Origin of the sequence: Micromonospora sp. NPDC048935 (genome assembly GCF_043197875.1) — a bacterium.
In the GTDB taxonomy this organism is placed as follows: domain Bacteria; phylum Actinomycetota; class Actinomycetes; order Mycobacteriales; family Micromonosporaceae; genus Micromonospora.
The window spans coordinates 838950-861555 of sequence record NZ_JBICTZ010000002.1 but is presented as its reverse complement, the minus strand read 5'-3'; the positions used below and the strand labels follow the sequence as shown (position 1 = coordinate 861555).

The 22606-nt window shown below is 72.2% G+C and carries 20 protein-coding genes; 10 read left to right on the top strand and 10 right to left on the bottom strand.

Annotated features, from left to right (window positions below):
* Positions 1 to 93: 93 nt before the first annotated feature.
* Together ACGFIW_RS10320 and ACGFIW_RS10315 are read left to right on the top strand one after the other, a co-directional pair.
* Positions 94 to 1233 (top strand): sensor histidine kinase, encoded by a 1140-nt coding sequence (locus ACGFIW_RS10320; protein ID WP_393312621.1) that lies wholly within the window; start codon positions 94 to 96, stop codon positions 1231 to 1233.
* A complete protein-coding gene (locus tag ACGFIW_RS10315) occupies positions 1230 to 1871 on the top strand; it encodes a response regulator (RefSeq protein WP_393312619.1) in 642 nt (213 codons plus the stop codon). Before ACGFIW_RS10320 ends, ACGFIW_RS10315 begins: the two co-directional genes overlap by 4 nt.
* Positions 1872 to 1876: 5 nt before the next feature.
* Here ACGFIW_RS10315 and ACGFIW_RS10310 read toward each other — a convergent pair whose 3' ends face one another.
* From ACGFIW_RS10310 to ACGFIW_RS10280, 7 genes are all read right to left on the bottom strand, one after another.
* Positions 1877 to 2512: a DedA family protein gene (locus ACGFIW_RS10310; RefSeq protein ID WP_393312617.1), complete on the bottom strand. Its 636-nt coding sequence runs from the start codon at positions 2510 to 2512 to the stop codon at positions 1877 to 1879.
* Positions 2513 to 2681: 169 nt separating this feature from the next.
* Complete coding sequence (locus ACGFIW_RS10305) at positions 2682 to 3944, bottom strand: adenylosuccinate synthetase (RefSeq protein ID WP_393312615.1); 1263 nt, start codon at positions 3942 to 3944, stop codon at positions 2682 to 2684.
* Positions 3941 to 4900, bottom strand: a complete 960-nt coding sequence (locus ACGFIW_RS10300) for a hypothetical protein (RefSeq protein WP_393312613.1) — start codon at positions 4898 to 4900, stop codon at positions 3941 to 3943. The genes ACGFIW_RS10305 and ACGFIW_RS10300 overlap by 4 nt, the downstream gene beginning before the upstream one ends.
* A gap of 9 nt (positions 4901 to 4909) precedes the next feature.
* Complete coding sequence (locus tag ACGFIW_RS10295) at positions 4910 to 5881, bottom strand: serine/threonine protein kinase (RefSeq protein WP_393312611.1); 972 nt, start codon at positions 5879 to 5881, stop codon at positions 4910 to 4912.
* Positions 5878 to 6630: an NUDIX domain-containing protein gene (locus ACGFIW_RS10290; RefSeq protein WP_393312609.1), complete on the bottom strand. Its 753-nt coding sequence runs from the start codon at positions 6628 to 6630 to the stop codon at positions 5878 to 5880. Before ACGFIW_RS10290 ends, ACGFIW_RS10295 begins: the two co-directional genes overlap by 4 nt.
* A gap of 81 nt (positions 6631 to 6711) precedes the next feature.
* Positions 6712 to 7527 (bottom strand): MaoC family dehydratase, encoded by an 816-nt coding sequence (locus tag ACGFIW_RS10285; protein WP_393312804.1) that lies wholly within the window; start codon positions 7525 to 7527, stop codon positions 6712 to 6714.
* A gap of 137 nt (positions 7528 to 7664) precedes the next feature.
* Positions 7665 to 9023, bottom strand: a complete 1359-nt coding sequence (locus ACGFIW_RS10280; protein ID WP_393312607.1) for a 3-oxoacyl-ACP reductase — start codon at positions 9021 to 9023, stop codon at positions 7665 to 7667.
* Between the two features lie 55 nt (positions 9024 to 9078).
* On the opposite strand from ACGFIW_RS10280, the gene ACGFIW_RS10275 reads away from it, so the two are divergent.
* Together ACGFIW_RS10275 and purB are read left to right on the top strand one after the other, a co-directional pair.
* A complete protein-coding gene (locus ACGFIW_RS10275) occupies positions 9079 to 10371 on the top strand; it encodes an acetyl-CoA C-acetyltransferase (protein ID WP_393312605.1) in 1293 nt (430 codons plus the stop codon).
* Between the two features lie 100 nt (positions 10372 to 10471).
* Positions 10472 to 11896, top strand: coding sequence for an adenylosuccinate lyase (gene purB, locus ACGFIW_RS10270; protein WP_393312603.1), 1425 nt, complete (start codon positions 10472 to 10474; stop codon positions 11894 to 11896).
* A gap of 83 nt (positions 11897 to 11979) precedes the next feature.
* On the opposite strand, the gene ACGFIW_RS10265 is transcribed toward purB, so the two are convergent.
* On the bottom strand, positions 11980 to 12543 hold the full coding sequence (locus ACGFIW_RS10265) for a YbjQ family protein (protein ID WP_357068980.1): 564 nt from the start codon (positions 12541 to 12543) through the stop codon (positions 11980 to 11982).
* A gap of 24 nt (positions 12544 to 12567) precedes the next feature.
* On the bottom strand, positions 12568 to 13251 hold the full coding sequence (locus ACGFIW_RS10260; RefSeq protein WP_393312601.1) for a S1 family peptidase: 684 nt from the start codon (positions 13249 to 13251) through the stop codon (positions 12568 to 12570).
* A gap of 356 nt (positions 13252 to 13607) precedes the next feature.
* On the opposite strand from ACGFIW_RS10260, the gene purS reads away from it, so the two are divergent.
* The 4 genes from purS to ACGFIW_RS10240 all read left to right on the top strand — a co-directional run bounded on the left by purS (position 13608) and on the right by ACGFIW_RS10240 (position 18033).
* Positions 13608 to 13871: a phosphoribosylformylglycinamidine synthase subunit PurS gene (gene purS / locus ACGFIW_RS10255; RefSeq protein ID WP_184180400.1), complete on the top strand. Its 264-nt coding sequence runs from the start codon at positions 13608 to 13610 to the stop codon at positions 13869 to 13871.
* Complete coding sequence (gene purQ / locus ACGFIW_RS10250) at positions 13868 to 14551, top strand: phosphoribosylformylglycinamidine synthase subunit PurQ (RefSeq protein WP_393312599.1); 684 nt, start codon at positions 13868 to 13870, stop codon at positions 14549 to 14551. The genes purS and purQ overlap by 4 nt, the downstream gene beginning before the upstream one ends.
* Before the next feature lie 67 nt (positions 14552 to 14618).
* Positions 14619 to 17273 carry a phosphoribosylformylglycinamidine synthase subunit PurL gene (gene purL / locus ACGFIW_RS10245; protein ID WP_393312597.1) on the top strand — a complete coding sequence of 885 codons (2655 nt, stop codon included), beginning with the start codon at positions 14619 to 14621 and terminating at the stop codon, positions 17271 to 17273.
* A gap of 4 nt (positions 17274 to 17277) precedes the next feature.
* Positions 17278 to 18033, top strand: coding sequence for a 2-phosphosulfolactate phosphatase (locus ACGFIW_RS10240; protein ID WP_393312802.1), 756 nt, complete (start codon positions 17278 to 17280; stop codon positions 18031 to 18033).
* Between the two features lie 263 nt (positions 18034 to 18296).
* Here ACGFIW_RS10240 and ACGFIW_RS10235 read toward each other — a convergent pair whose 3' ends face one another.
* Complete coding sequence (locus ACGFIW_RS10235; RefSeq protein ID WP_393312595.1) at positions 18297 to 20375, bottom strand: carboxypeptidase-like regulatory domain-containing protein; 2079 nt, start codon at positions 20373 to 20375, stop codon at positions 18297 to 18299.
* A gap of 161 nt (positions 20376 to 20536) precedes the next feature.
* On the opposite strand from ACGFIW_RS10235, the gene ACGFIW_RS10230 reads away from it, so the two are divergent.
* Positions 20537 to 20890 carry a sterol carrier family protein gene (locus tag ACGFIW_RS10230; RefSeq protein WP_393312593.1) on the top strand — a complete coding sequence of 118 codons (354 nt, stop codon included), beginning with the start codon at positions 20537 to 20539 and terminating at the stop codon, positions 20888 to 20890.
* 166 nt (positions 20891 to 21056) lie between these two features.
* On the top strand, positions 21057 to 22595 hold the full coding sequence (gene purF / locus ACGFIW_RS10225; protein ID WP_393312591.1) for an amidophosphoribosyltransferase: 1539 nt from the start codon (positions 21057 to 21059) through the stop codon (positions 22593 to 22595).
* Positions 22596 to 22606 lie beyond the last annotated feature (11 nt).

The window sequence follows — 22606 nt, the reverse complement described above, 5'->3', positions numbered from 1 at the left end:
CGGCCCGGACGACGGGTAGGGGTCATCCCCCAGCACACCCGGGTTCGACGCGCGGGGCGACCCGAGCCGCCGCCGACGCCCTACGCTCGCAGCGTGGCCCCCAGCGCCGTCGCCGTCAAGCGATACGCCCCGCTGCTGCTCGCCGTCCTGGTCGCCATGGCCGTGTGGGCCAGTGCGACAGGTGACATCGGGGTCCGTTCGCCGCTGCCGGGCGCTGTCGTGCTGGTGCTCGCGGTGACCTCGGGCTGGGCCGCCAGCATGATCCGGACGCGCCGTTGGCCGTTGTTCCTGGCCGCGGCGGTCGGCTGGTTGATGCTCGCCGCCGCGGCGGCCGGGGTGGTCGCCTCGTACCAGGCGGGCCTGCGGCTGCGTGGCCGACGGCTCGCCGGCTACCTCGTCGGTGCGGCAGTGGTGTTGGCCGGTGGGGTGCTCGTTGGGCTGGCGGTGGGTGGCGTACGCCGGATCACCACCGCCACCACCGGCAACGTCCTCTTCCTCGCCACCGGTCTGGTCGGGCTGCCGTTGGTGTTCGGCCTCTGGGTGCGGGCTCGCCGGGACACGCTCGTCGCACTGCGGGACCGGGCCGAACGACTGGAACGCGAGCAGGAGGCCCGCGCCGACCGGGTCCGTGCCGAGGAGCGGACCCGGATCGCCCGCGAGATGCACGACGTGGTGGCGCACCGGGTCTCGCTGATGGTGGTGCATGCCGGGGCGCTGGAGGTGACCGCGAACGACCCGGCGACCGTCGAGGCCGCCGCGCTGATCCGGACGACCGGTCGGGAGGCACTCACCGACCTGCGTGAGGTGCTGGGTGTGCTGCGGCAGGCCGATCCGGCCGTGGTGCCGGAGCGGGGGCTCGACGCGTTGGACGAGCTGATCGGGGAGTCCCGTGCCGCCGGGCTGCGGGTGCATCGACGGGACGAGGGTGTGGTGTCGGCGCTACCGGCGACGGTGGGGCGTACGGCGTACCGGGTGGTCCGAGAGTCGCTGACGAACGTGCGCAAGCACGCCACCGACGCCGAGACGACCGTGTGCCTGCGCTATCTGCCCGACGGGCTGGAGGTGCTGGTCCGTAACGGCCCGTCCGGGGGCGGCCAGCCCCTGCCCGGCGCCGGGCAGGGGCTGCTCGGGCTACGGGAGCGGGTGGAGCTGCTCGGCGGCCGGCTGGAGGCGACGCCCGTGGACGGCGGCTTCCTGGTCCGCGCCCTGATCCCGCTGGCCGGTGCGGCGTGATCCGGGTGGTGGTGGTCGACGACGAGCAACTGGTCCGCGCCGGGCTGCGGCTGATCCTGGAGGCGGCCGAGGACATCACGGTGGTGGGCGAGGCGGCGGACGGCGCTGGCGCGCTGGAGCAGGCCCAACGGTTGCGTCCCGACGTGGTGCTGCTCGACGTGCGGATGCCGGGCCTCGACGGGCTGGCCGTCGCGCCCGACGTGGTCGCCACCGGATCCAAGGTGATCATGGTGACCACCTTCGACCTCGACGAGTACGTGCACCGGGCGCTGCGGGCCGGGGCGGTCGGCTTCCTGCTCAAGGACACCCCGCCTCGGGAACTGGCCGCCGCCGTCCGCACGGTGGCCGCCGGTAACGCGATGCTCGCCCCGACTGTCACCCGGCGTCTGATCAGCTCGTTCGCCGAGCGTGGTCCGGCCCGGCGGGAGGTTGCCCGCGAGCGGCTCGCGCCGCTGACCACGCGGGAGTTGGAGATCGTCCGGGAGGTGGCGCGCGGGCACGGCAACGCGGAGATCGCCAGGCGGTTGGCGATGAGCGAGGCCACCGTGAAGGCACACGTCAGCCGGGCGCTGGCGAAACTCCAGGTCGGCAACCGGGTCCAGCTCGCGATCCTGGCGTACGACGCCGACCTGCTCTGACGGTGTCAGGTGGAGCTGCCCGGCCGGTCCCGGGCGGCGGCGCGGCGGTGCACCCGGTGACGTACCCAGCGAACTCCCTCGATACCCAGCGTGACGAGCACCGATAGGCCGAGCCCGGCGAGGACGCCCTTGATGGGGTGGCGCTCGAAGGCCAGCCCACCGAAGTAGCCGAGCAGCCCGCAGTACACCGCCCAGGTGATCGTCGCGATGCCGTCGTACAGCAGGAAGGACCGCCGGGGATAGCGCACCGCGCCCATGGTGAGGGTGACCGCGGTCCGGCCACCCGGCAGGTACCGGGAAGTGGTCAGGATCAGCCCGCCGCGACTGTTCAGGGCACGTCGGGCCCACTCGGAGCTGGCCCGCCGGCGGCTGCCGTCGGGAAATCCGGCGAGCCGGTTCGCGCCGCCACCGCGCCCGATGGCGTACGAGATGTGGTCGCCGGCGCAGGCGCCCACGGCGGCGGCGGCGATCACCGCCGCCAGGTGGGGATTGCCGCCGGTGGAGAGCACGGCGGCGGTGATGACGGCGGCCTCGCCGGGTACGGCCGGGAAGAACGCGTCGACCGCCGTGAGCCCGAAGATCAGCAGGTACACCCATGGTGAGGTGACGAGCTGTCGGAGCAGGTCGAGCGCGGAGTCCATGTCCCCATGCTCGCCGGGTACGACCCGTCCCGGTGCCGAAGCGGCGGTATGACCTCCACCCCTCCCCGCGTCGATCTTGCACTTTCTGCCCCGTCAAACCGCTGCAAAAGCCGCAAAACGGCGACAGAAAGTGCAAGATCGACGGCGGCGGGGCGGGGGCGGGGCGGGGTTAGGTTGCGTGGACCAGGGCTGGTGGGGTTAGTGCGGGGCCGTGTGGGGTTTTGTTGTTGGCGGTGGGGCCCTGTGAGGTCAGCACCACGGGGGTGGCCAGCTCCGTGCCTATCGCCTCGGCCCAGTTGGGCGGCGGGTCGTCGTAGATCGGGCGGGAGCGTAGGAGGCGGGCGGTGAGCGCGGCCTGTCGGTCCAGGTCGCCGGGTGGGCCGGGGTCGAGTCGGTCGGTGGTGTCGTAGCGGCGGCAGATCCGCAGCTCGGGGCCGGCGAGGTCGAGATGGGTCAGCGCCAGGCCGTCCACCCCGCCGGCCGCCGCGAGCGCGTACCGGTGGGCGACCGCGTCGAAGTGGCCGAACCGGAACCGGCCCTGCCACGGGTTCGTGGCGTTGTGGTGGTCGGTGAACGGCAGGCTGGGGTCCTCGGTCACCAGCGGGCCGTTCCCGTGCCGGGTGGTGACGATCCGGAGCACCCCGATCCGGGTCACGTCGCCGGGCCGGCCCGCCTCGGCGAGCAGGCTGTCGACGTTGGCGAACGTGGTGGTGCTCCACGTCGTGTACGGGTGGAAGCCGTGCCACTCGTCGAGCAGCACCCCCTGTGCGCCCTCGAAGACGCAGGTCCCCGTGCGCAGTGCCCCGGCGAGCCAGGTCTCGTCGACGATCGCGACCCGCCCGGCGAACCCGGTGAACGCGGGCAGGCAGTCCTCGACCGGTGGCGCGTCCAGCGGGCCCAGCTCGGCGGTCAGCCGGTCCCGCAGGGCGGTCAGCCGGCGGCGCAGCAGCTCGGGGCTGCGGCAGTCGGCGATCCGGGGCGCGTCGTCCGGGTGGGCGAGACCGTACGCGACGGCCTCGCCCACCCCCAGCCCGCAGGAGCCGTGCCGGTCGGCTCCCCGGGCGAGTTCCCGAGCCCGGTTGGCGGCCCGGTGGTACGGCGTGGCGAGCAGTGCGTCCCCGTCGACGGTCAGCCGGTCGAGCGCGTCGGGCACTCCCACCGTGGCGAGATGGTCGGCCTCGGCGGCCAGGGCCAGCGGGTCCACCACCACGTGCCGCGACAGGTGGGTACGCACCCCGGGGTGGAACGTGCCGGCCCCGAACTGCGCGAACGTGTGGTGCCGCCCGTCGCGCAGCACGACGTTGTGTGCCGCCTGCGCGCCCCCGTTGAAGCGGACCACCGTGTGCACCGGCCGGGTGGCGCAGAGCCAGTCCACCACCGTGCCCTTGCCGGCGTCGCCGTAGCCGAGGTCGACCACCGCCACGTGCCTCACAGCCGGGTCACCCCACCGGTGGTGTCGGTGAACGCGGGCAGCGTCGACACCTCGGCCCGCCGTCCCCGGCCGAGGCGGGCCAGGGCCTTCGACACGGTGCCGGTGGCGGCAGAGCCGGCGTGGTCCAGGTGGCGCAGGCCCTCGTCCAGGTCGATGGCCTGCTCGCCGAGGCCGATGGTGAGCGCGATGGTCTCGCAGACCGCGTCGAGGTCGTCGAGCACCACGGCGTTCTGGCCGAACAGGTCCCGCCAGAAGTCGAGCACCTTGGCGTTGCCGGCGTAGTGGCTGCCGGCGGGGAGCAGGTAGTAGGTGTCCCAGCGGCGGGTCACCTCGTCGACGATCTGCCGCAGCGGCACGTCCTCGCCCAGGTCGTCGCCGATCAGTTTGGCCACCTCCCGGGTCTTCACCTGCGGGTACGCCAGCTCGTCGCCGATGATGAACAGGTAGCCGCGCCGGCCGCGCCGGTCCCAGTTGTCGGTGGCGGTGTGCCGGGCCATGAAGTACATGGCCAGCTCGTACGACTCGCTCATCTGTCCGCCGCCACCGCCTTCGAGGACGATCCGGCCGAGGTCGTCGTCCATCCGGTTGTCCGACTCGAACTGGCCGACCTGCAACGGCACCCGGTCGCAGGTGGCGTCGCCGATCGCGCCGAACATGATCTGCGGGTCGCTGGCGTACCCCTGCCGTTGCAGCAGCCCGAGCAGCTGCGGCAGCTTGGTCTGTAGGACGCGCGGCACGTTGCGCATCGAGCCGGTCACGTCGAAGAGCACCGCGACGGGGGTCGACCGTGGGTGTTCGTCGGAGTCGCGGCTCTCGCGCATCGCGCCGCGCGGGTCGAGCGCGGTGTGCACGGTGCGTGCTCCGCTGTCGCTGTAGGAGAACGCGCTGCGGCCGGTGGTGCGCCGGTAGCGGTCGGCGGCGTCGTACACGTCGGTGGACCAGATTCCACTGCCCATGACAGCTCCTTAGGGGGTGAGGGTGAAGGGACGGAAGGTGCGCGGCCCGTAGAGGCGGTCCAGCACCTGGTCGAGTTCGCGCAACAGACGCCAGGCGTCGGCGGGGCGGGCGTCCAGGGACCGTTGCCGGCAACCCCGCGCGAAGGCGTGCAGCTCGCGGGGCGCACGCGACCCCATCAGCCAGCTCATGCAGCGGCTGGCCATCGCGATGTCGGTGCCCGGTCCGGCGGGCCGCTTGCGGGTGACCTCCTCCGGGTACCAGTCCGAATGGTCGGGCACCAGCGCCGGGATCGTGCCGCCGACGGGGGCGGAGAAGCACCAGTCGACGAGCACCACGCCGTGGGCGTCCGGCTCGATCAGCACGTGTCGGGGCAGGACCGCGCCGTGCACCAGGCCCGCCCGGTGGGCCAGGCCGAGCACCACCAGCAGCCGTCGCCACATCCAGGCCACGTCCCGGGCGTCCAACCCGTCGGGGTACGCGTGCCGCACCTCGTCGAGGTCGTGCAGGCCGGGCGCGGTGGCGATGACGTTGATCCGTCGTTCGGCACCGGACGCGGTGTCGCGGTGCGGGAACTCGTCGACGAGCCGGGGCACGTACGGCAGGTAACGCGGGTCGCCGCGCTCGGCGATGGTGCGCAGGGCGTGCGCCTCGCGGGCCAGCAGATCGTTGTCGGTGGGGCGTCGGGGGAGCTTGAGCAGCCGATCGTCGCCGACGTCGTAGAGGTCGGCCAGGTCACCCGAGTGGGCCGGCGTGCCGAGCCGGTAGTCGCCGAGGACGGTGACCTGCCGGGCCCGCCACCTGGTGGTGACGTGGATGTACGCGTCGAGGGCTTCGGCGCGTACCGTCGGGTCGGCCGGCAGGCGGTCGGGGTGCAGGGCCGCGACCAGCTCGCGGTAGCGGCGGGCCGGCTGGTCCGTGCCGAACAGGTCGGCATCGGTGCGGGCCGTCGTCACCAGGTCGATGGCCGCCGCCGTCCTCATCGCACCGTCTCCTCGCGGGCGGGGCGCAGCAGCGCCGGGTGCAGCAGGCGGGCGTCCCCGGCCCGGTAGAGGCGGGCGCGGGGGCCACCCCGGGAGCCGCCGCGCTCGGTGCTGACGCCGGTGCTCTCCACGAAGCCGGGCACGGAGAGCACCTTGCGGTGGAAGTTGCCGGCGTGCAGTGGGTGACCCCAGACCGTCTCGTAGACGGTGCGCAGCTCGCTGATCGTGAACTCGGCGTCGAGGAAGCGCGTGGCGAGCGGCGTGTATTCCAGCTTGGACCGGGCCCGCTCCAGCCCGTCGTCGATGATCCGGCCGTGGTCGAAGGCGAGCTGTCGGCTGGTCAACGCGGTGACCGGCAGCCAGATCGCCGCGTCGGCGTCGGTGCCGGCGGCCGGGTCCGGCAGGTCGGGGGCGAACGCGAGGTGCGCGATCGAGACGACACGCATCCGCGGGTCGCGGTCGGGGCCGCCATAGCTGCCCAACTGCTCCAGGTGTACGCGACGCAGCCGCTCACCGCCGAGCCCGGTCTCCTCGGCCAGCTCCCGTCGCGCGCCGGCGGCCAGGTCCTCGTCGGGTTGGACGAAGCCGCCGGGCAGCGCCCAGTGCCCCGCGAAGGGCGGCTGGCCGCGCTGGATCAGCAGCAGGTGCAGTGCTCCGTCGCGGATGGTCAGCGCCACCACGTCGACGGTCACGGCGACCGACGGGTAGGCCCGTGGGTCGTACGCGGCCAGGAACTCCTGCTCGTTCATCGGCGTCTCTCTCAGGTTGAGAATATCTCGCTCTGAGAACAACCTAGCGTACGAGGGCGTCCCTGCCAAGCCCGGACGTCGTCAGCGCACGAGACCCGCCAGGTGCGGTCGGCCGCGCGGGTCGTGCAGGGCGAACCCGCCGTCCGGCAGCAGGGCGAAGTCCACAGTGCTCGGCAGCGGGACGGGTGCCTTGAAGGCAACCTCGACGGTGTAGGCGTCCGGCAGCCGGTTCTCCAGGGCGGCGAGGCAGCGCGCCTTGCTCCACATGCCGTGTGCGATCGGCCGGCGGAAGCCGAACAGCCGCGCACCGAGCAGCGAGGTGTGGATCGGGTTGTGGTCCCCGGAGACCCGCGCGTACGTCGTGCCGACCCGGGGACCCACCCGCCACCGGGCCGTGGCGGCCGGTGCGTCGGGGCGGGTGCTCCGCTCGCCCCCGCCGGCCCCGCGCTCGCGACCCAGGTAGGTCGAGACACCCTCCCAGACCGTCTCGCCGTCGACCGAGCCCAGCAGCACCACGTCCACCTGCCGCCCCCGGTCGTGCGGGCGCAGGTTCTCCGCGTACGTCGTGAAGTCGAGAGTCTCGTCGGCGCTGATCGGGCGGCGCAGGGTGATCCGGTTGCCGACGTGGACCAGGCCGGTCAGCGGAATGGGAAACTCCGGCTCGGTCATCAGCCGCAGGGCCAGCGGAAAGCCCAGGACGTGCGGGAACGTCGCGGGTAGCCGGTCGGTGAGCCGGAAACCGCAGACCCGGTCGTACGCGGCCAGGTGCGCCCGGTCGACCCGTACCCCGCGTACGACCAGCTCGGCCGCCGGCAGGCCGGAGCCGCGCCGCCGGCCGCCGAGACCCGGCAGCGCGCCGAGCACCGCCCTCCGGTGGACCGCCCCGGTCGCCGGCATCCGAGCCAGTTCGACCCGGGTACGACCAGCGGAGTCCGGCTGAAGTGCTCTGGCTCGCGTCTCCGCCGACAGCGTCTCCGTCGGACCGTCGATCAACTCGTGCAGCGAGAGGTCGTCCGGCTCCCTCCGAGCGCCCATCACGCCCCCAGCAGGCTCTGGCCGCAGACCCGGACCACGTTGCCGCTGACCGCGCCGCTCGCCGGCCAGGCCAGCCAGCCGATCGTCTCGGCCACGTCCACCGGCAACCCGCCCTGGGCCAGGCTGTTCATCCGCCGGCCCGCCTCGCGGACCACAAGCGGGATGCGCGCGGTCAGCCGGGTCTCGATGAAGCCGGGGGCCACCGCGTTGACGCTGATCCCCCGCTCGCGCAGGGCCGGGGCGAGGGAGTCGACCAACCCGATCACGCCGGCCTTGCTGGTGGCGTAGTTGGTCTGCCCCCGGTTGCCGGCGATCCCGGCGATCGAGGAGACGCCGATGATCCGCCCGCCGGCCGGAATCAGCTCCCGCTCCAGCAGGACGTCGTTGATCCGCTCCTGGCTGGAGAGGTTGACGTCGATGACCTGGTCCCACCGGTCGGCGTCCATCCGGCCGAGCGTCTTGTCCCGGGTGATGCCGGCGTTGTGCACCACCACGTCGACCCGGCCGTGCCGGCTGGCCAGGTGGTCGGCGAGGCGGGTCGGCGCGTCCGGCGCGGTCAGGTCGAGCTGCACGGCCGTGCCGCCGATGTCGTTCGCCACCGCGGCGAGGGCGTCCCCGGCGGCCGGGATGTCCAACGCCACGACCCGTGCGCCGTCGCGGGCGAGCACCTTCGCCAGTGCCGCGCCGATGCCCCGCGCGGCACCGGTGACCAGTACGACCTGCCCGTCCAGCGGGCGGTCCCAGTCGGCCGGGGCGCTCGCCTCGCCGGCACCGACCCGGATGACCTGGCCCGAGACGTACGCGGAGCGGCCGGACAGGAGGAATCGGAGGGTCGACTCCAGGCTGGTGAGTGTGCCGGCGTTGTCGCCGTCGCGGGTGACGGTGACGAGTTGCGCGGTGCTGCCCCGGCCGAACTCCTTGCCGATGCTGCGGACCAGCCCCTCCAGGGCGCGCTGGGCGGTCGCCTCGCGGGGCGTCGCGCACTCCCGCGGCGGGGTGCCGAGCACGATCACTCGGCCGCTGGGCAGCAGCGTGCGGGCGTGCGGGTGGAAGAAGTCGTAGAGCTGGCGCAGTTGGGTCGAGTCGGTGATCCCGGTGGCGTCGTACACCAGGGCTCCGAAGCGGTCCTGCGGTGCGGCGGGGGTGGTGTCGCGCAGCTCGACCCCGGCGGTGGTCAGGATCGTGGTGAGCGGCTCGACGAGCCGGCCACCGGTGGCCGCGCCGAGCAGGGCTGGACCGGGCAGCAGCGGGTCGCCGGGGTGGTGTCGGCGCAGTCGGGGCGGGTCGGGCAGCCCGAGGCGCTTGACCAGCGCGCGGCCGGCGGCCGATTGGACGAAGCTCGCGTACCTGTCGGTCATGCGCGTAGCCTACCGGCGAGTAGGGTTTGGGCAACGCAGGTCGAGGAGGCGGATCGTGCAGAGCATTCGGCGGGTCGCGGTCATCGGGGGCAACCGCATCCCCTTCGCCCGGTCCAACTCCCGCTACGCGGACGCGTCCAACCCGGACCTGCTCGGCGCCGCGCTTGACGGTCTGATCGCCCGGTACGGGCTGGCCGGCCAGCGGGTCGGCGAGGTGGTGATCGGGGCGGTGCTCAAACACTCCCGCGACTTCAACCTCGCCCGTGAGGTGGTGCTCGGTTCCCGGCTCGACCCGCACACCCCGGCGTACGACATCCAGCAGGCCTGCGGCACCGGCCTGGAGGCGGCCATCCTGGTCGCCAACAAGATCGCCCTCGGTCAGCTCGACGTGGGCATCGCCGGCGGTGTGGACACCACCTCCGACGCCCCGCTCGCGGTCAACGAGGAGATGCGCCGCACGCTGCTCAAACTCAACTCGGCCCGCACCCTCGGCGAACGGCTCAAGGTCGCGGCGAAGCTGCGCCCGCTGCAACCGTTCAAGCCGGAGATCCCGCGCAACGCCGAGCCGCGTACCGGCCTGTCCATGGGCGACCACGCCGCCCGCACCGCCCTGCACTGGCAGATCGACAGGCGATCCCAGGACGAGCTGGCGCTGCGCTCACACCAGCGCCTCGCCGCCGCGTACGACAGGGGTTTCTTCGACGACCTGATGACGCCCTACCTGGGGCTGACAGGCGATGCGAACCTCCGCCCCGACACCAGCCTGGAGAAGCTCGGCTCGCTCAGGCCGGTCTTCGGCACCCGCGGCCCGGACGCCGAGCACGCGACGATGACCGCCGGCAACTCGTCGCCGCTCACCGACGGCGCGTCCACAGTCTTGCTGGCCAGCGAGCAGTGGGCGACTGCGCACAACCTGCCGGTGCTGGCCTGGTTCAGTTGGTCGGAGACCGCGGCCGTCGACTTCGTGCACGGCGACGAGGGGCTGCTGATGGCCCCCGCCTATGCGGTGCCCCGGATGCTGGCCCGAGCCGGGCTGACCCTGCAGGACTTCGACTACTACGAGATCCACGAGGCGTTCGCCTCGCAGGTGCTGGCCACCCTCGCCGCCTGGGAGTCGCCGGAGTTCTGCAAGGACCGCCTCGGCCTGGACGCGCCGCTGGGCGCGATCGACACCGACCGGCTCAACGTCAACGGCTCGTCGCTGGCCGCCGGGCACCCGTTCGCCGCCACCGGCGGGCGGATCGTGGCGACCCTGGCCAAGCTGCTGGCCGAGAAGGGCAGCGGCCGCGGGCTGATCTCGATCTGCGCGGCCGGCGGTCAGGGCGTGACAGCGATCCTGGAACGCTGAGGGTCGGCCGTCCGCGCTGCCGGACAGCCGACGTCCCTGGCGGCCTCGGCAGCCCGGCCCGGTCCCGGTGTCGACAAGCGGGTGCGGGACAATGAGGTACGTGACGACGATCCCCAACGTGCTGGCCAACCGGTACGCCTCGCCCGAACTGGTCGCCCTCTGGTCTCCGGAGGAGAAGGTCCGGATGGAGCGGCGGCTCTGGCTCGCCGTGCTCCGCGCTCAGCGTGACCTGGGTGTGGCCGTGCCGGACGGCGTGGTCGAGGCGTACGAGCGAGTGCTCGACCAGGTCGACCTCGCCTCGATCGCCGAGCGGGAGCGGGTCACCCGGCACGACGTGAAGGCCCGGATCGAGGAGTTCAGCGCGCTCGCCGGGCACGAGCACGTGCACAAGGGGATGACCTCACGGGACCTCACCGAGAACGTCGAGCAGCTTCAGGTGCGTGCCTCGCTGGAGCTGATCCGGGACCGGGTGGTGGCGACCCTGGCCCGGTTGGCCTTCCTGGCGTACGAGCACTCCGAGCTGGTCATGACCGGCCGTTCGCACAACGTGGCGGCGCAGGCCACCACGCTGGGCAAGCGCTTCGCTTCGGCGGCGGAGGAGCTGCTCATCGCGTACGAGCGGCTGGAGGAGCTGATCGCCCGTTACCCGCTGCGCGGGATCAAGGGGCCGGTCGGCACGGCCGCCGACCAGTTGGACCTCTTCGACGGCGACGCCGAAAGGGTGGCCGAGTTGGAGCGCCGGGTGGCCGAGCACCTGGGCTTCTCCCGGGTGCTGGACAGCGTCGGGCAGGTCTATCCGCGCTCGCTGGACTTCGACGTGCTGGCCGCGCTGGCGCAGACCGCCGCCGCGCCGTCGTCGCTGGCCACCACGATCCGGTTGATGGTCGGTCAGGAGTTGGCCACCGAGGGCTTCAAGCCGGGGCAGGTCGGCTCCAGCGCGATGCCGCACAAGATGAACACCCGCTCGTCGGAGCGCGTGAACGGCTTCGCGGTGATCATCCGGGGTTACCTGTCGATGGTCGGCGAGCTGGCCGGTGACCAGTGGAACGAGGGGGACGTGTCCTGCTCGGTGGTCCGCCGGGTCGCCCTGCCGGACGCGTTCTTCGCCGCCGACGGGCTGTTCCAGACCTTCCTCACCGTGCTCGACGAGTTCGGCGCGTACCCGGCGGTGATCAACCGGGAGTTGGAGCGGTTCCTGCCGTTCCTGGCCACCACGAAGATCCTGGTGGCGGCGGTCCGGCGTGGTGTCGGCCGGGAGGCCGCCCACGAGGCGATCAAGGAGCACGCGGTCGCGGTGGCCCTGGCGATGCGCGAGACGGGCTCGCCGGAGAACGACCTCTTCGACCGCCTGGCGGCGGACAGTCGACTCGGCCTGACCCGCGCCGACATCGACACCCTGGTAGCCGACCGCACCGCCTTCGTAGGTGCCGCCCAGTCCCAGGTGGAAGCGGTAACAAGCCGCATCACCAAGGTAGTCCAAACCCACCCAAACGCCGCAGCCTACAGCCCACCCCCCATCCTCTAACCGCCCGTCTGCGGTCGATCATGAGGTTGGCGGGTCGAACAAGCCCGGGACCGCCGGTCAACCTCATGATCGACCCCGCCGGGTTAGTCGCCGGTTGCGGTTTCTGCTGCTGTTCTCAGGTTGGGGGCGCTTGCTGGTTCGGCTATGCCGCCTGGTGACTCCGTGAAGCCTGCGACCTCCGCGGTCTCCGCGGCGACCGCCGGCTGGTCGGCCGGCATGACCTCGGGCATCTTGGGTACGGCGACCACTGCCGTTCCGTAGGCGCAGATCTCCATCCACATCTCGCCGCAGTCGCGGCTGTCGAAGCGCATGCCGATCACCGCGTTCGCGCCGAGCCGCAGGGCCTCCTCGCCGAGCCGGGACACCGAGTCGGTGCGCCACCGGGTGAGGTTGTCCGGGGCCATCGGGTCGTACGCGCCACCGCGCAGGTTCTTGACCCCCTCGCGGTACGGGTTGCGTGTCCTGGCCATCGAGGACACCACCTCGCCGAGAATCTGGCGGATCTCATAGCCGGGCAGTTGCTCTGTCGTCACGACCAGCACGGTTCCGATGCTGTCAGGAGTGGCGCGACCCGATCGGGTGCATTGTTCACCTGATCGGATGCTGCAAAACAGCGCGGCGCGGACGGCCGACACGCAGCCGACCATCCGCACCGCGCGGGGCGTTAACCGTCAGACACCGGCCACCGAGGTGATCCAGGCCCGGTTGTACGCAACGCTGCCGTAGTTCTGGATGCTGTAGCCGTCGGCGGTGGAGGCGACGCCGACCTGCTGGCCGTTGTAGAACTGCGGGCCACCCGAGTCGCCCCGCCAGGCGTTACCGCTGATCTCGGTGCTGCGGATCGCCTGCCCGCCGTACGCGTCGGTGACGCTGTTGCTTGTCACCCGCACGGTGGCGGTCTTCAGTTGGCTGGACGGGGAGCAGCCGCTGTAGCAGGTCATGCCCCAGCCGTAGATCGAGTTGGTCGAGTTGATGGGCGGGTTGCTGCTGGCCAGGGTGACCGTCGAGGTGCTGACGGTGCTGGAGAGCCGCATGAGGGCGAGGTCGTTGCGGGTGTAGCTGGCGCTGACCGTACGGGTGACCCCACCCGAGGCGCGGTAGACGCTGCCGACCCGGACCGACATGGTGCCGCTGATGCAGTGCCGGGCGGTGAGCACCCACTGCGCGGCGATGACGCTGCCGGAGCAGGTGAACGAGCCGTTGCTCAGCACCGCGGCGGCCCAGGGCGCGGACGAGACGGTGTTGCCGCCGATGATGGGTTGCGGGCCGGGCGGTGCGGCGGACGCGCCGGACGCGACGCCGAGGGCGCCGACCAGGGCGGTGCTGAGCACGGCGAGCAGGGGGCGGATGCGCATCGGGTGGACTCCTTGGGCGGGGCGGACCCGGGGTCGCCGGGTGCGGAAGGGCGACGGAGGGAGGTCCCCGCCGTCGCCTAAATCGACCTATGTCGATGCAGGATAGGGCTCGGGATCATCGTTATCAAGATGTTGATCGGAGTTGATCAATGTAACGATTCGGCCACCCGCAGCGCCATGTTTGTCCTGCTGAGGCCGCCTGTCGCGCTCCCTGGGTCACCCTGGGCGCCGGTAATGTCGATCACTGCCTGAACTGCGGGCGGCCGGTGCGGGCGCGACGATATCTGCCAGGTACGCTGGCTGCGCTCGCCCGTTGTGGGTCGGCACCCAACTGCGTACACAGTCAGGAGTGCCCAGTGCCTCGCGTCGTCGTCGACGTCATGCTCAAGCCCGAGATCCTCGATCCGCAGGGCCAGGCCGTCGCAAACGCGCTGCCCCGGCTCGGCGTCGGTGATGTCGCCTCGGTTCGGATCGGCAGGCGGATCGAGATCGAGTTCACCGGTGAACCGGACCTGGACCGCGCTCGGGAGATTGCCGACAAGTTGCTCGCCAACCCGGTCATCGAGGACTTCACCATCCGCCTGGTCGAGGCCGACGAGACCGCGGACGCCCGCTCGTGACCGCCCGGGTCGGTGTGGTCACCTTCCCCGGCTCGCTCGACGACGGGGACGCGGCCCGAGCCGTCCGGATCGCCGGTGCCGAGCCGGTCCGGCTCTGGCACGGTGACCCGGATCTGTACGGGGTGGACGCGGTCGTGCTGCCCGGCGGCTTCTCCTACGGTGACTACCTGCGCTGCGGCGCCATCGCCCGGTTCGCCCCGGTGATGGAGACGATCGTGGCCGCCGCCCAGGGTGGCCTGCCGGTGCTCGGCATCTGCAACGGCTTCCAGATCCTGTGCGAGGCGCACCTGCTGCCCGGCGCGCTCACCCGCAACCAGCACCTGCACTTCCGCAACCGGGACCAGGTCCTGCGCATCGAGTCGGCCGGCACCGCGTGGACCAACGCGTTCCAGCCCGGCCAGGAGGTGCTGATCCCGGTCAAGAACGGCGAGGGTTGCTACGTCGCGGACACCGCGACGCTGGACCAGCTCGAAGCCGAGGGCCGAGTGGTGGCCCGGTACGTCGGCGGCAACCCCAACGGGTCGCAGCGCGACATCGCCGCGATCACCAACGCCGCGGGCAACGTGGTCGGCATCATGCCGCACCCCGAGCACGCGGTGGAGGCGCTCACCGGTCCCTCGTTGGACGGCCTCGGCTTCTTCACGTCGGTCCTCAAGCACCTGGTCGGGGCGCCGGCGTGACCGGCGACACGATCATCGGTCAGCTCAACCGCATCTCTGGCGGGCACGAGCGCAGCGAGGAGAGGTCATGACCACCCACCCGGACCCGGTACGCGACACGCCCGAGGCGTACTCCGCCCCGGCGCAGCCGGCCGAGCCGAGCCCGGCGCAGCCCGTCGCTCCGGCGGCCGCTCCCGCCCCGTTGGCCGCTGACGTCTGGACCGAGGGCGTGGACACTGTGCCGCGCGCCGGTGGCACCCCCGGCGAGCTCCAGCCCTACACCGAGCTGGGTCTGCGTGACGACGAGTACGACCGGATCCGGCAGATCCTCGGCCGTCGGCCCACGCAGTCCGAGCTGGCCATGTATTCGATCATGTGGAGTGAGCACTGCTCCTACAAGTCGAGCAAGGTGCACCTGCGCCAGTTCGGTGAGAAGGCCGTGCACAGCGACCGGCTGCTGGCCGGCATCGGTGAGAACGCCGGTGTCGTGCAGGTCTCCGACGAGCTGGCGGTGACCTTCAAGGTCGAGTCGCACAACCACCCCAGCTTCGTCGAGCCGTACCAGGGTGCGGCCACCGGTGTCGGCGGCATCGTCCGGGACATCCTCGCCATGGGTGCCCGCCCGGTCGCCGTGATGGACCCGCTGCGTTTCGGCGCCGCGGACCACCCGGACACCGCCCGGGTGCTCACCGGCGTGGTCGCCGGCGTCGGCGGCTACGGCAACTGCCTCGGCCTGCCCAACATTGGTGGTGAGCTGGTCTTCGACCCCTCCTACCAGGGCAACCCACTGCTCAACGCGCTCTGCCTGGGTGTGCTGCCGGTCGAGCGCCTACAGAACAAGGCAGCCGCCGGCCCCGGCAACGTTGTCGTCCTGATGGGCGCCAAGACCGGCCGGGACGGCATCGGCGGCGTGTCGGTGCTGGCCAGCGCCACCTTCGACGAGGGCAGCGAGGCCCGCCGGCCCGCCGTGCAGGTCGGCGACCCGTTCACCGAGAAGCTGCTCATCGAGGCGTGCCTCGAGCTGTACGACGGCCAGTTGGTGGTCGGCATCCAGGACCTCGGCGGCGCCGGCCTGACCTGCGCGCTCACCGAGACCGCCGCCGCGGCCGGCACCGGCATGCGGGTCTGGTTGGAGCGGGTGCCGCTGCGCGAGCCGTCGATGGACCCGCACGAGATCCTGGCCAGCGAGTCGCAGGAGCGGATGCTGCTGGTCGTCGCACCGGACAAGCTCGACGCGGTGCTCAAGACCTGCGAGAAGTGGGGCGTGCTCGCCACCGCGATCGGCGAGGTCACCGCACCGGAGCCGGACGGCAGCCCCGGCCGACTGCTGATCACCTGGCAGGACCACCTGGTCGTCGACGTGCCGCCGGGTTCGCTCGTCGACGACGGCCCGGTCTACGCCCGGCCGATGCGCGAGCCGGCCGACCTGATCCTGCTCCAGGCCGACCGTGCCGAGACGCTGCCCCGCCCGGCCGATCCCCAGGCGCTGCGGGAGACCGTGCTGCGCATGATCGCGTCGCCCAACCTGGCCGACAAGACCTGGGTCACCGAGCAGTACGACCGCTATGTGCTGGGCAACACCGTGCTCGCCCAGCCGGAGGACGGCGGCGTGATCCGGATCGACGAGCGGACCGGGCTCGGCGTGGCGCTGTCGGTGGACGGCAACGGGCGGTACACCCGACTCGACCCGTACCAGGGCACCAAGCTGGCCCTGGCCGAGGCGTACCGGAACGTGGCGGTGACCGGCGCGAAGCCGATCGCCGTGACCAACTGCCTCAACTTCGGCTCCCCGGAGGACCCGGGCGTGATGTGGCAGTTCGCCGAGGCCGTGCGTGGCCTGGCGGACGGCTGCGTGGAGCTGGGCATCCCGGTGACCGGCGGCAACGTCAGCTTCTACAACCAGACCGGTGCGGCGGCCATCCACCCGACCCCGGTGGTCGGCGTGCTGGGCGTGCTGGACAACGTCGCCGACCGGGTGCCGATGGGCTTCGTCCCGCGGACCGGTGGCGACCACGACCAGCTCTACCTGCTCGGCGAGACGAACGTGGAGCTGTCCGGCTCGGAGTGGGCCTGGGTGACGCACGAGCACCTCGGCGGCATCCCGCCGCAGGTCGACCTCGCGCGGGAGAAGGCGCTCGCCGACCTGCTGGCCGAGGCGGCCCGCGTCGGTCACCTGGCCTCCGCACACGACCTCTCCGACGGCGGCCTCGCCCAGAGTCTCGTCGAGTCCTGCCTGCGGCGTGGCGTCGGTGCCCGCATCGCGGTGCCGGAGCAGTTCGCCGAGGGCTCGATGCCGTTCGTCTACCTGTTCAGCGAGTCCGCCACCCGGGCGCTGGTGTCGGTGCCGCGCGGCCACGACAAGGCGTTCGCGGCGCTCTGCGCCGAGCGCGGGGTGCCGTTCGAGCTGATCGGTGTCACCGACCCGACCGGCGGCGCCCTTGAGGTGCACGGCCAGTTCCGGATCGACCTGGACGAGCTGCGCAGGGCGCACACCGAGACGCTGCCTCGCATCTTCGGCGGCTCGGCGGCCGTCGAGGTGCCCGCGCCGGCCGCCGGTGTGGCGGGTGCGGTCGAAGCCGTACCGCTGCCGGTCGCTCCGGCCCAGCCGATCGACCCGGCCGAGGTGCTCTCCGAGCCGATCGCGTCCTCGGGGCCCTCCCCGGCGGTCGGCGCTGTCGAGCCGATCGGTGGGTCGTCCGAGTCTGACACCGGTGTCACCGAGCCGTCGCCTGACGAGCGCTGAGGCGTTGGCGGCCGCCGTCCACGGTCAGCCCGGCTCCGGTGCGCGGTTTGACTGGGGGCTGACCGGGGCGGCCGAACTCGGCCGGGTCTGCGCGGCGTTGGTGGTGGTGGACGTGCTGTCGTTCACCACCGCCGTGGAGGTGGCCGTCGCCCGGGGCATGCGGGTACACCCGTTCCCCTGGGGTGAGCAGGCCGCCGAGTACGCGGTGCGCGTCGGCGCGGTCGCGGCGGTGGGCCGACGGCGGGTGACCGCGGAGCATCCGTGGTCGCTCTCACCCGCCGCCCTGAGCACGGCACCGGTGGTGGCGGACCTGGTGCTCCCCTCGCCGAACGGTTCCGCCATCAGTGCCGCCGCCAGCGCCACCGGCCTGCCGGTGGTCGCGGCGTGCCTGCGTAACGCACCGGCCGTCGGGCGTTGGCTGCGCCGCCAGGGGTACGGCACGGTGGCCGCTCCGATCGGCGTGATCGCGTCCGGGGAGCGGTGGCCGGACGGGTCGTTGCGCCCGTCGGTGGAGGATCAACTGGGTGCCGCCTCGGTGCTCGACGCCCTCTCTGGCGTACCGGGCGGGTTGTCCGTGGAGGCGGCCATGGCACTTGCCGCGCTGGCGAGCACTCCGGACGTGCCCGCCGCGGTGCGCGGGAGCGTCTCCGGACGAGAGTTGACCGAGGGCGGCTTCGCCGAGGACGTGGACGTCGCCGTCCGGGTCGGCGTGTCGGACGTCGTGCCGGTGCTCAACCAGGGCGTCTTCTCCGCCGCCTGAGGCGTCGAGATGATCAAGCCGGCCGCGGTTGGGGCTGGTCAAGCCGGGCCGCGCCGCGCCTTCGGGGTGATCAAGCCGGGCCGCGCCGCGCCTCGGGGTGATCAAGCCGGGCCGCGCCGCGCCTTCGGGGTGATCAACTCGGCTTGCAGGAATCCGGGGTGTCCAGGCGTGCGGGATACCGCGACTTCAGTGATCACGAGTGGACCTTGGATGCGCAACGGCCACCCGGAACTCCGGGTGGCCGTTGCGTGCGGTGTGGTCGGTCAGTCGTCCAGCCAGTCGAGGCGTCGACCGCCCCGGTCGGTCTGCGGCTGGGTTTCCGGCCGCGCCCGCCCGGCCGGCGGCTGACCGTAGCCGCCCTGCTCGTAACCCCGGTCGTCGTAGCCGCCGCGCTGCTGTGGCGGGGGCTCCTGACCGTAGGTGCCGCCCTGGTCGTATCCGCCGGCCGGTTGGCCGCCGTAGCCGCCCTGCTCGTAGCCGCGGTCGTCGTAGCCGCCGCGCTGCTGCGGTGAGGGCTCCTGGCCGTAGGTGCCGCCCTGGTCGTATCCGCCGGCCGGTTGGCCGCCGTAGCCGCCCTGCTCGTAGCCGCCCGCCTGCTGGCCGCCATATCCTGCGGTCGGCTCGGGGGCCCGGCCACCGTAGGGAGCCGCATCGGGCTGGCCGTACCCCTGTCCCTGTTCCGGCTGGTAGACGCCTGTGGCGTACGGATCTGCCGGTGCCGGGTACTGGGTGTTGTCGCCGGTGTAGCGGCCGGTCGGCTCGTCGTACCGCTCGCCGTAGGGCGCTCCGCCGGCGGGAGCCGGTGGGTAGGCGGCGGTTCCCGCCGGGCCGTTGTAGTCGCGGCTGCCGTAACCGCCGCCGGAGGCCGGCGCGGCGTTGCCGTAGCCGGCGCCGGAGGCGGGAGCGTTGCCGTAGCCGCCACCGGAGGCCGGAGCGCCGCCGCCGTAACCAGCGCCGGACCCGGGCGCGGCACCGTAGCCCTCGCCGGCGCCGTAGACACCCTCGGAACCGGCCGGGGTGCCGTAGCCGCCGCCGGAGGCGGGAGCGTTGCCGTAACCGCCACCCGACGCCGGGGCGTTGCCGTAGCCGCCGGCCCCGTACCCGCCGGGTGCTTGCTCGTCGCCGTACCCGGCGCCGCCCCAGCCCTGCTGGCCCGCACCGCCGTACGCCTGCGCGGGCGCACCGTACGGGTCCGGTGGGACGTCGTCGACCACCGGGCGGTGCATCATCGTCGGCGCCTCGCTCAGCGCCGCACCACCGACCATGGTCGGGTCGGCCCCGCCACCGGGTCGGCCGCCGACCATCCGGGTCTGGTCGTCGGGGCTGCGGAAACCGCCCCGCGACGGCGGCACCACACCGCCGGCACCGGCCGCGGCGGGGGCGTCGTCGTCATCGCCGCCGCTCTCCCTGCGCTTCATCCAGAGCATCACGATCGTGCCCACACCGGCGGCCACCAGCAGACCACCGAGCAGAATGACCAGGTACGGGCCGCTGCCGCCGTCGTCGCTGCTGGAGGCGTTCGCCGGAGCGCCCTGACTGGCGTCATCGGTGGCCTGGTCCTCCGCGCCCGCGTCGGCCGGGTCCTCGCTGGGGGTGGCGTCGGCGGTGGCGGACGGCGTGGCGCTCGGCGTCACCTCGACCTTGATGGCGAGGCTGATTCGTTGGCCGGTGATGGCCTGCCCGGCGGCGGCGGTCAGCGTCTTGCGGGCCTGCACGTTGTCGAAGGTGGCACCGAGGTCGATCCGACCAGGCGCGATCGGGTTGCCAGTGGTGCCGGTGAAGCGGAAGTTGCCGCTGCCGTCGCTCGTGGTGTCGAAGCGCTTGCCGGTGCTGTCCAGCAGCATGACCACCGCGTTCGGCACGGCCTTGCTGTCGGCCTGGACGACCACCTTGCCGGAGATCGACTGCACGGTCTGCGTCTGCGGCGGTGGCGGCGCGGCGGCCGCCTTGACGGTGACGCGCAGCGTGCGGGAACTGCCGTCCCCCGACACTGTGATCTTCGCCGAGCTGCCGTTGGCCGCGGGCGCGTTGGCCGCTGCCGTCAGGGTCAACGTCACCTGCTTCGGCTCGGTCGAGTCGCCGAAGTTGATCGGCCCGCACCCACCGCAGCTGACGCCGTCGGGCAGGTCGGTGACGTCGAGGTCGGCGGACTTCTCGTCCTGGTCCGGTCGGACGACCACGTTGACGGTGCTGCTCTTGCCCGCGTCGATGCTGACCGAGTTGTCCGCAGTGCTGATCTTGGCGGCCAGCGCTGGTGGGGCGGGGACGGCGAGCAGAGCGCCGGCAACCAGCGCTACGACCACACCGGCCCGCTGCTTCCAGGCATATCGGTGTGTTGACACGTCCACCGCCTTCCGGGCTGACTTCCCTCTGGCCGGCGGGGCGCCGGGCCGGGGATCATCACGGTACGAATACGCCGTCGGCAACTATGCCTTGTCCGACTGGATCGGCGCGACCCAGGGCCGACGTCAGGTGCGCGACCTGCGGGTCGTATCGTCCCGTCGTGTCCTCTCCGCACAGTAAGTCCGCTGCCGTCGCGGCGGCGTTGTCGGCGCTCGACGAGGGGCGTACACCCGAACGGCCGGTGTTCCGCGAGGCGGTCCGGTCGCTGTTGGCCATCCTCGCGGAGCGCGCCCCCGGCCGATCGGTGGAGGTGCGCGTACCACCATACGGTGCGATCCAGTGCGTACCCGGACCTCGACACACCAGGGGAAACCCGCCGAACGTGGTCGAGATGGCTCCGGGGACGTGGTTGGAGCTGGCTACCGGACGGGTCGGCTGGGCGGAGGCGGTCACCGAGGGTCGCGTCCAGATGAGCGGTGTCCGGGCGGACCTCTCGGCGTATCTGCCCCTCTAGTCGTCCGATGTCGTACTCAGCGTGACGCTCAGCACGGGAAACGTGACTATCTGTGTCGACGGCGATTCGCGTACACTGTCAGGCGATGACAGTGGTCCCGGCAGACGAGTGTGGATCCGTCCGTGATCCCGCCCAGCCGGTCCAGACCAGCATGAGGGAGCGGTAGGTGCCCCGAGGCGACGGCCGGCTGAGCCACGACCTTGACCCCCAACGACCTGGCCCCCAAGACGCCTGTGGTGTCTTCGGCGTCTGGGCGCCCGGCGAAGAGGTCGCCAATCTGACCTATTTCGGCCTCTACGCCCTACAGCACCGCGGCCAGGAGGCGGCGGGCATCGCGGTGAGCGATGGCTCCGGCGTGGTGGTCTACAAGGATCTCGGCCTGGTGGCCCAGGTCTTCGACGAGCCCACCCTGGCGAGCCTGCGTGGCCACCTGGCGATCGGGCACGCCCGTTACTCCACGACCGGCGCGTCCAACTGGGAGAACGCCCAGCCGACGATCCGGTCCACGACCTCCGGCACGACCATCGCGCTGGCCCACAACGGCAACCTGGTCAACACCGCCGAGCTGGAGAAGGAGGTCGCCGACCGCGGCCTCGTCGCGGACGGTTCGACAAACGACACGTCCCTGGTGACGATGCTGCTGGCCGGGCGACCGGATCTGTCGGTCGAGGCGGCCGCACTGGAGGTGCTGCCGCAACTGCGCGGCGCGTTCAGTTTCGTCTTCATGGACGAGGCGACCCTCTACGCGGCCCGTGATCCGCACGGCGTGCGCCCGCTGGTGCTCGGCCGGCTGGAGCGCGGCTGGGTGGTGGCCAGCGAGACGGCCGCACTGGACATCGTCGGCGCGAGTGTGGTTCGCGAGGTCGAGCCGGGCGAGCTGATCGCGATCGACGAGAACGGGCTGCGCTCGACCCGGTTCGCCGCGCCCGAGCCGAAGGGCTGCCTCTTCGAGTACGTCTACATCGCCCGCCCCGACGCCACGATCGCCGGGCGCAACGTCCACGCGGCACGGGTGCAGATCGGTCGGCAGTTGGCCAAGGAGCACCCGGTCGAGGCCGACCTGGTGATCCCGGTGCCGGAGTCGGGCACCCCGGCCGCGATCGGCTACGCGGAGGCGTCCGGCATCACCTACGGTGCCGGCCTCATGAAGAACCCGTACGTGGGTCGTACCTTCATCCAGCCGTCCCAGACCCTGCGCCAGCTCGGCATCCGCCTCAAGCTCAACCCGCTGCGGGAGAACGTCCGGGGCAAGCGGTTGGTGGTCGTGGACGACTCGATCGTGCGCGGCAACACCCAGCGCGCCATCGTCCGGATGCTGCGTGAGGCGGGGGCGCTGGAGGTACACGTCCGGATCTCCTCCCCGCCGGTCAGCTGGCCGTGTTTCTACGGCATCGACTTCGCCACCCGGGCGGAGCTGCTGGCCAACGGGTTGGACAACGACGGCATCCGGCGCTCCATCGGCGCCGACACGCTGGGTTATGTCTCGCTTTCTGGCCTGATCGCCGCGACCGAGCAGCCGAAGACCCGGCTGTGTCGGGCGTGTTTCGATGGGGAGTACCCGATTGAGCTGCCGGCCGGCAACCTGATCGGCAAGCACGTGCTCGAAGGAGTGGGCCGCCGGGTCGCCACCTCGGCCCCGGAAGCACCGCACGCCAACGGCTCGTTCGTCGCCACTCCGGGTGGCGTTACCGCAAACCGCCCGTAGCTAGCACCAAC

Coding starts and splice junctions, on each gene's coding strand:
- ACGFIW_RS10290 (WP_393312609.1), bottom strand. CDS start 6,630: ATGAACGAGCAGGAGTTCCTGGCCGCGTACGACCCACGGGCCTACCCG.
- ACGFIW_RS10260 (WP_393312601.1), bottom strand. CDS start 13,251: ATGCGCATCCGCCCCCTGCTCGCCGTGCTCAGCACCGCCCTGGTCGGC.
- purL (WP_393312597.1), top strand. CDS start 14,619: ATGACCACCCACCCGGACCCGGTACGCGACACGCCCGAGGCGTACTCC.
- ACGFIW_RS10310 (WP_393312617.1), bottom strand. CDS start 2,512: ATGGACTCCGCGCTCGACCTGCTCCGACAGCTCGTCACCTCACCATGG.
- ACGFIW_RS10280 (WP_393312607.1), bottom strand. CDS start 9,023: ATGACCGACAGGTACGCGAGCTTCGTCCAATCGGCCGCCGGCCGCGCG.
- ACGFIW_RS10265 (WP_357068980.1), bottom strand. CDS start 12,543: ATGGTCGGCTGCGTGTCGGCCGTCCGCGCCGCGCTGTTTTGCAGCATC.
- ACGFIW_RS10285 (WP_393312804.1), bottom strand. CDS start 7,527: ATGCCGGCGACCGGGGCGGTCCACCGGAGGGCGGTGCTCGGCGCGCTG.
- ACGFIW_RS10300 (WP_393312613.1), bottom strand. CDS start 4,900: ATGGGCAGTGGAATCTGGTCCACCGACGTGTACGACGCCGCCGACCGC.
- ACGFIW_RS10295 (WP_393312611.1), bottom strand. CDS start 5,881: ATGAGGACGGCGGCGGCCATCGACCTGGTGACGACGGCCCGCACCGAT.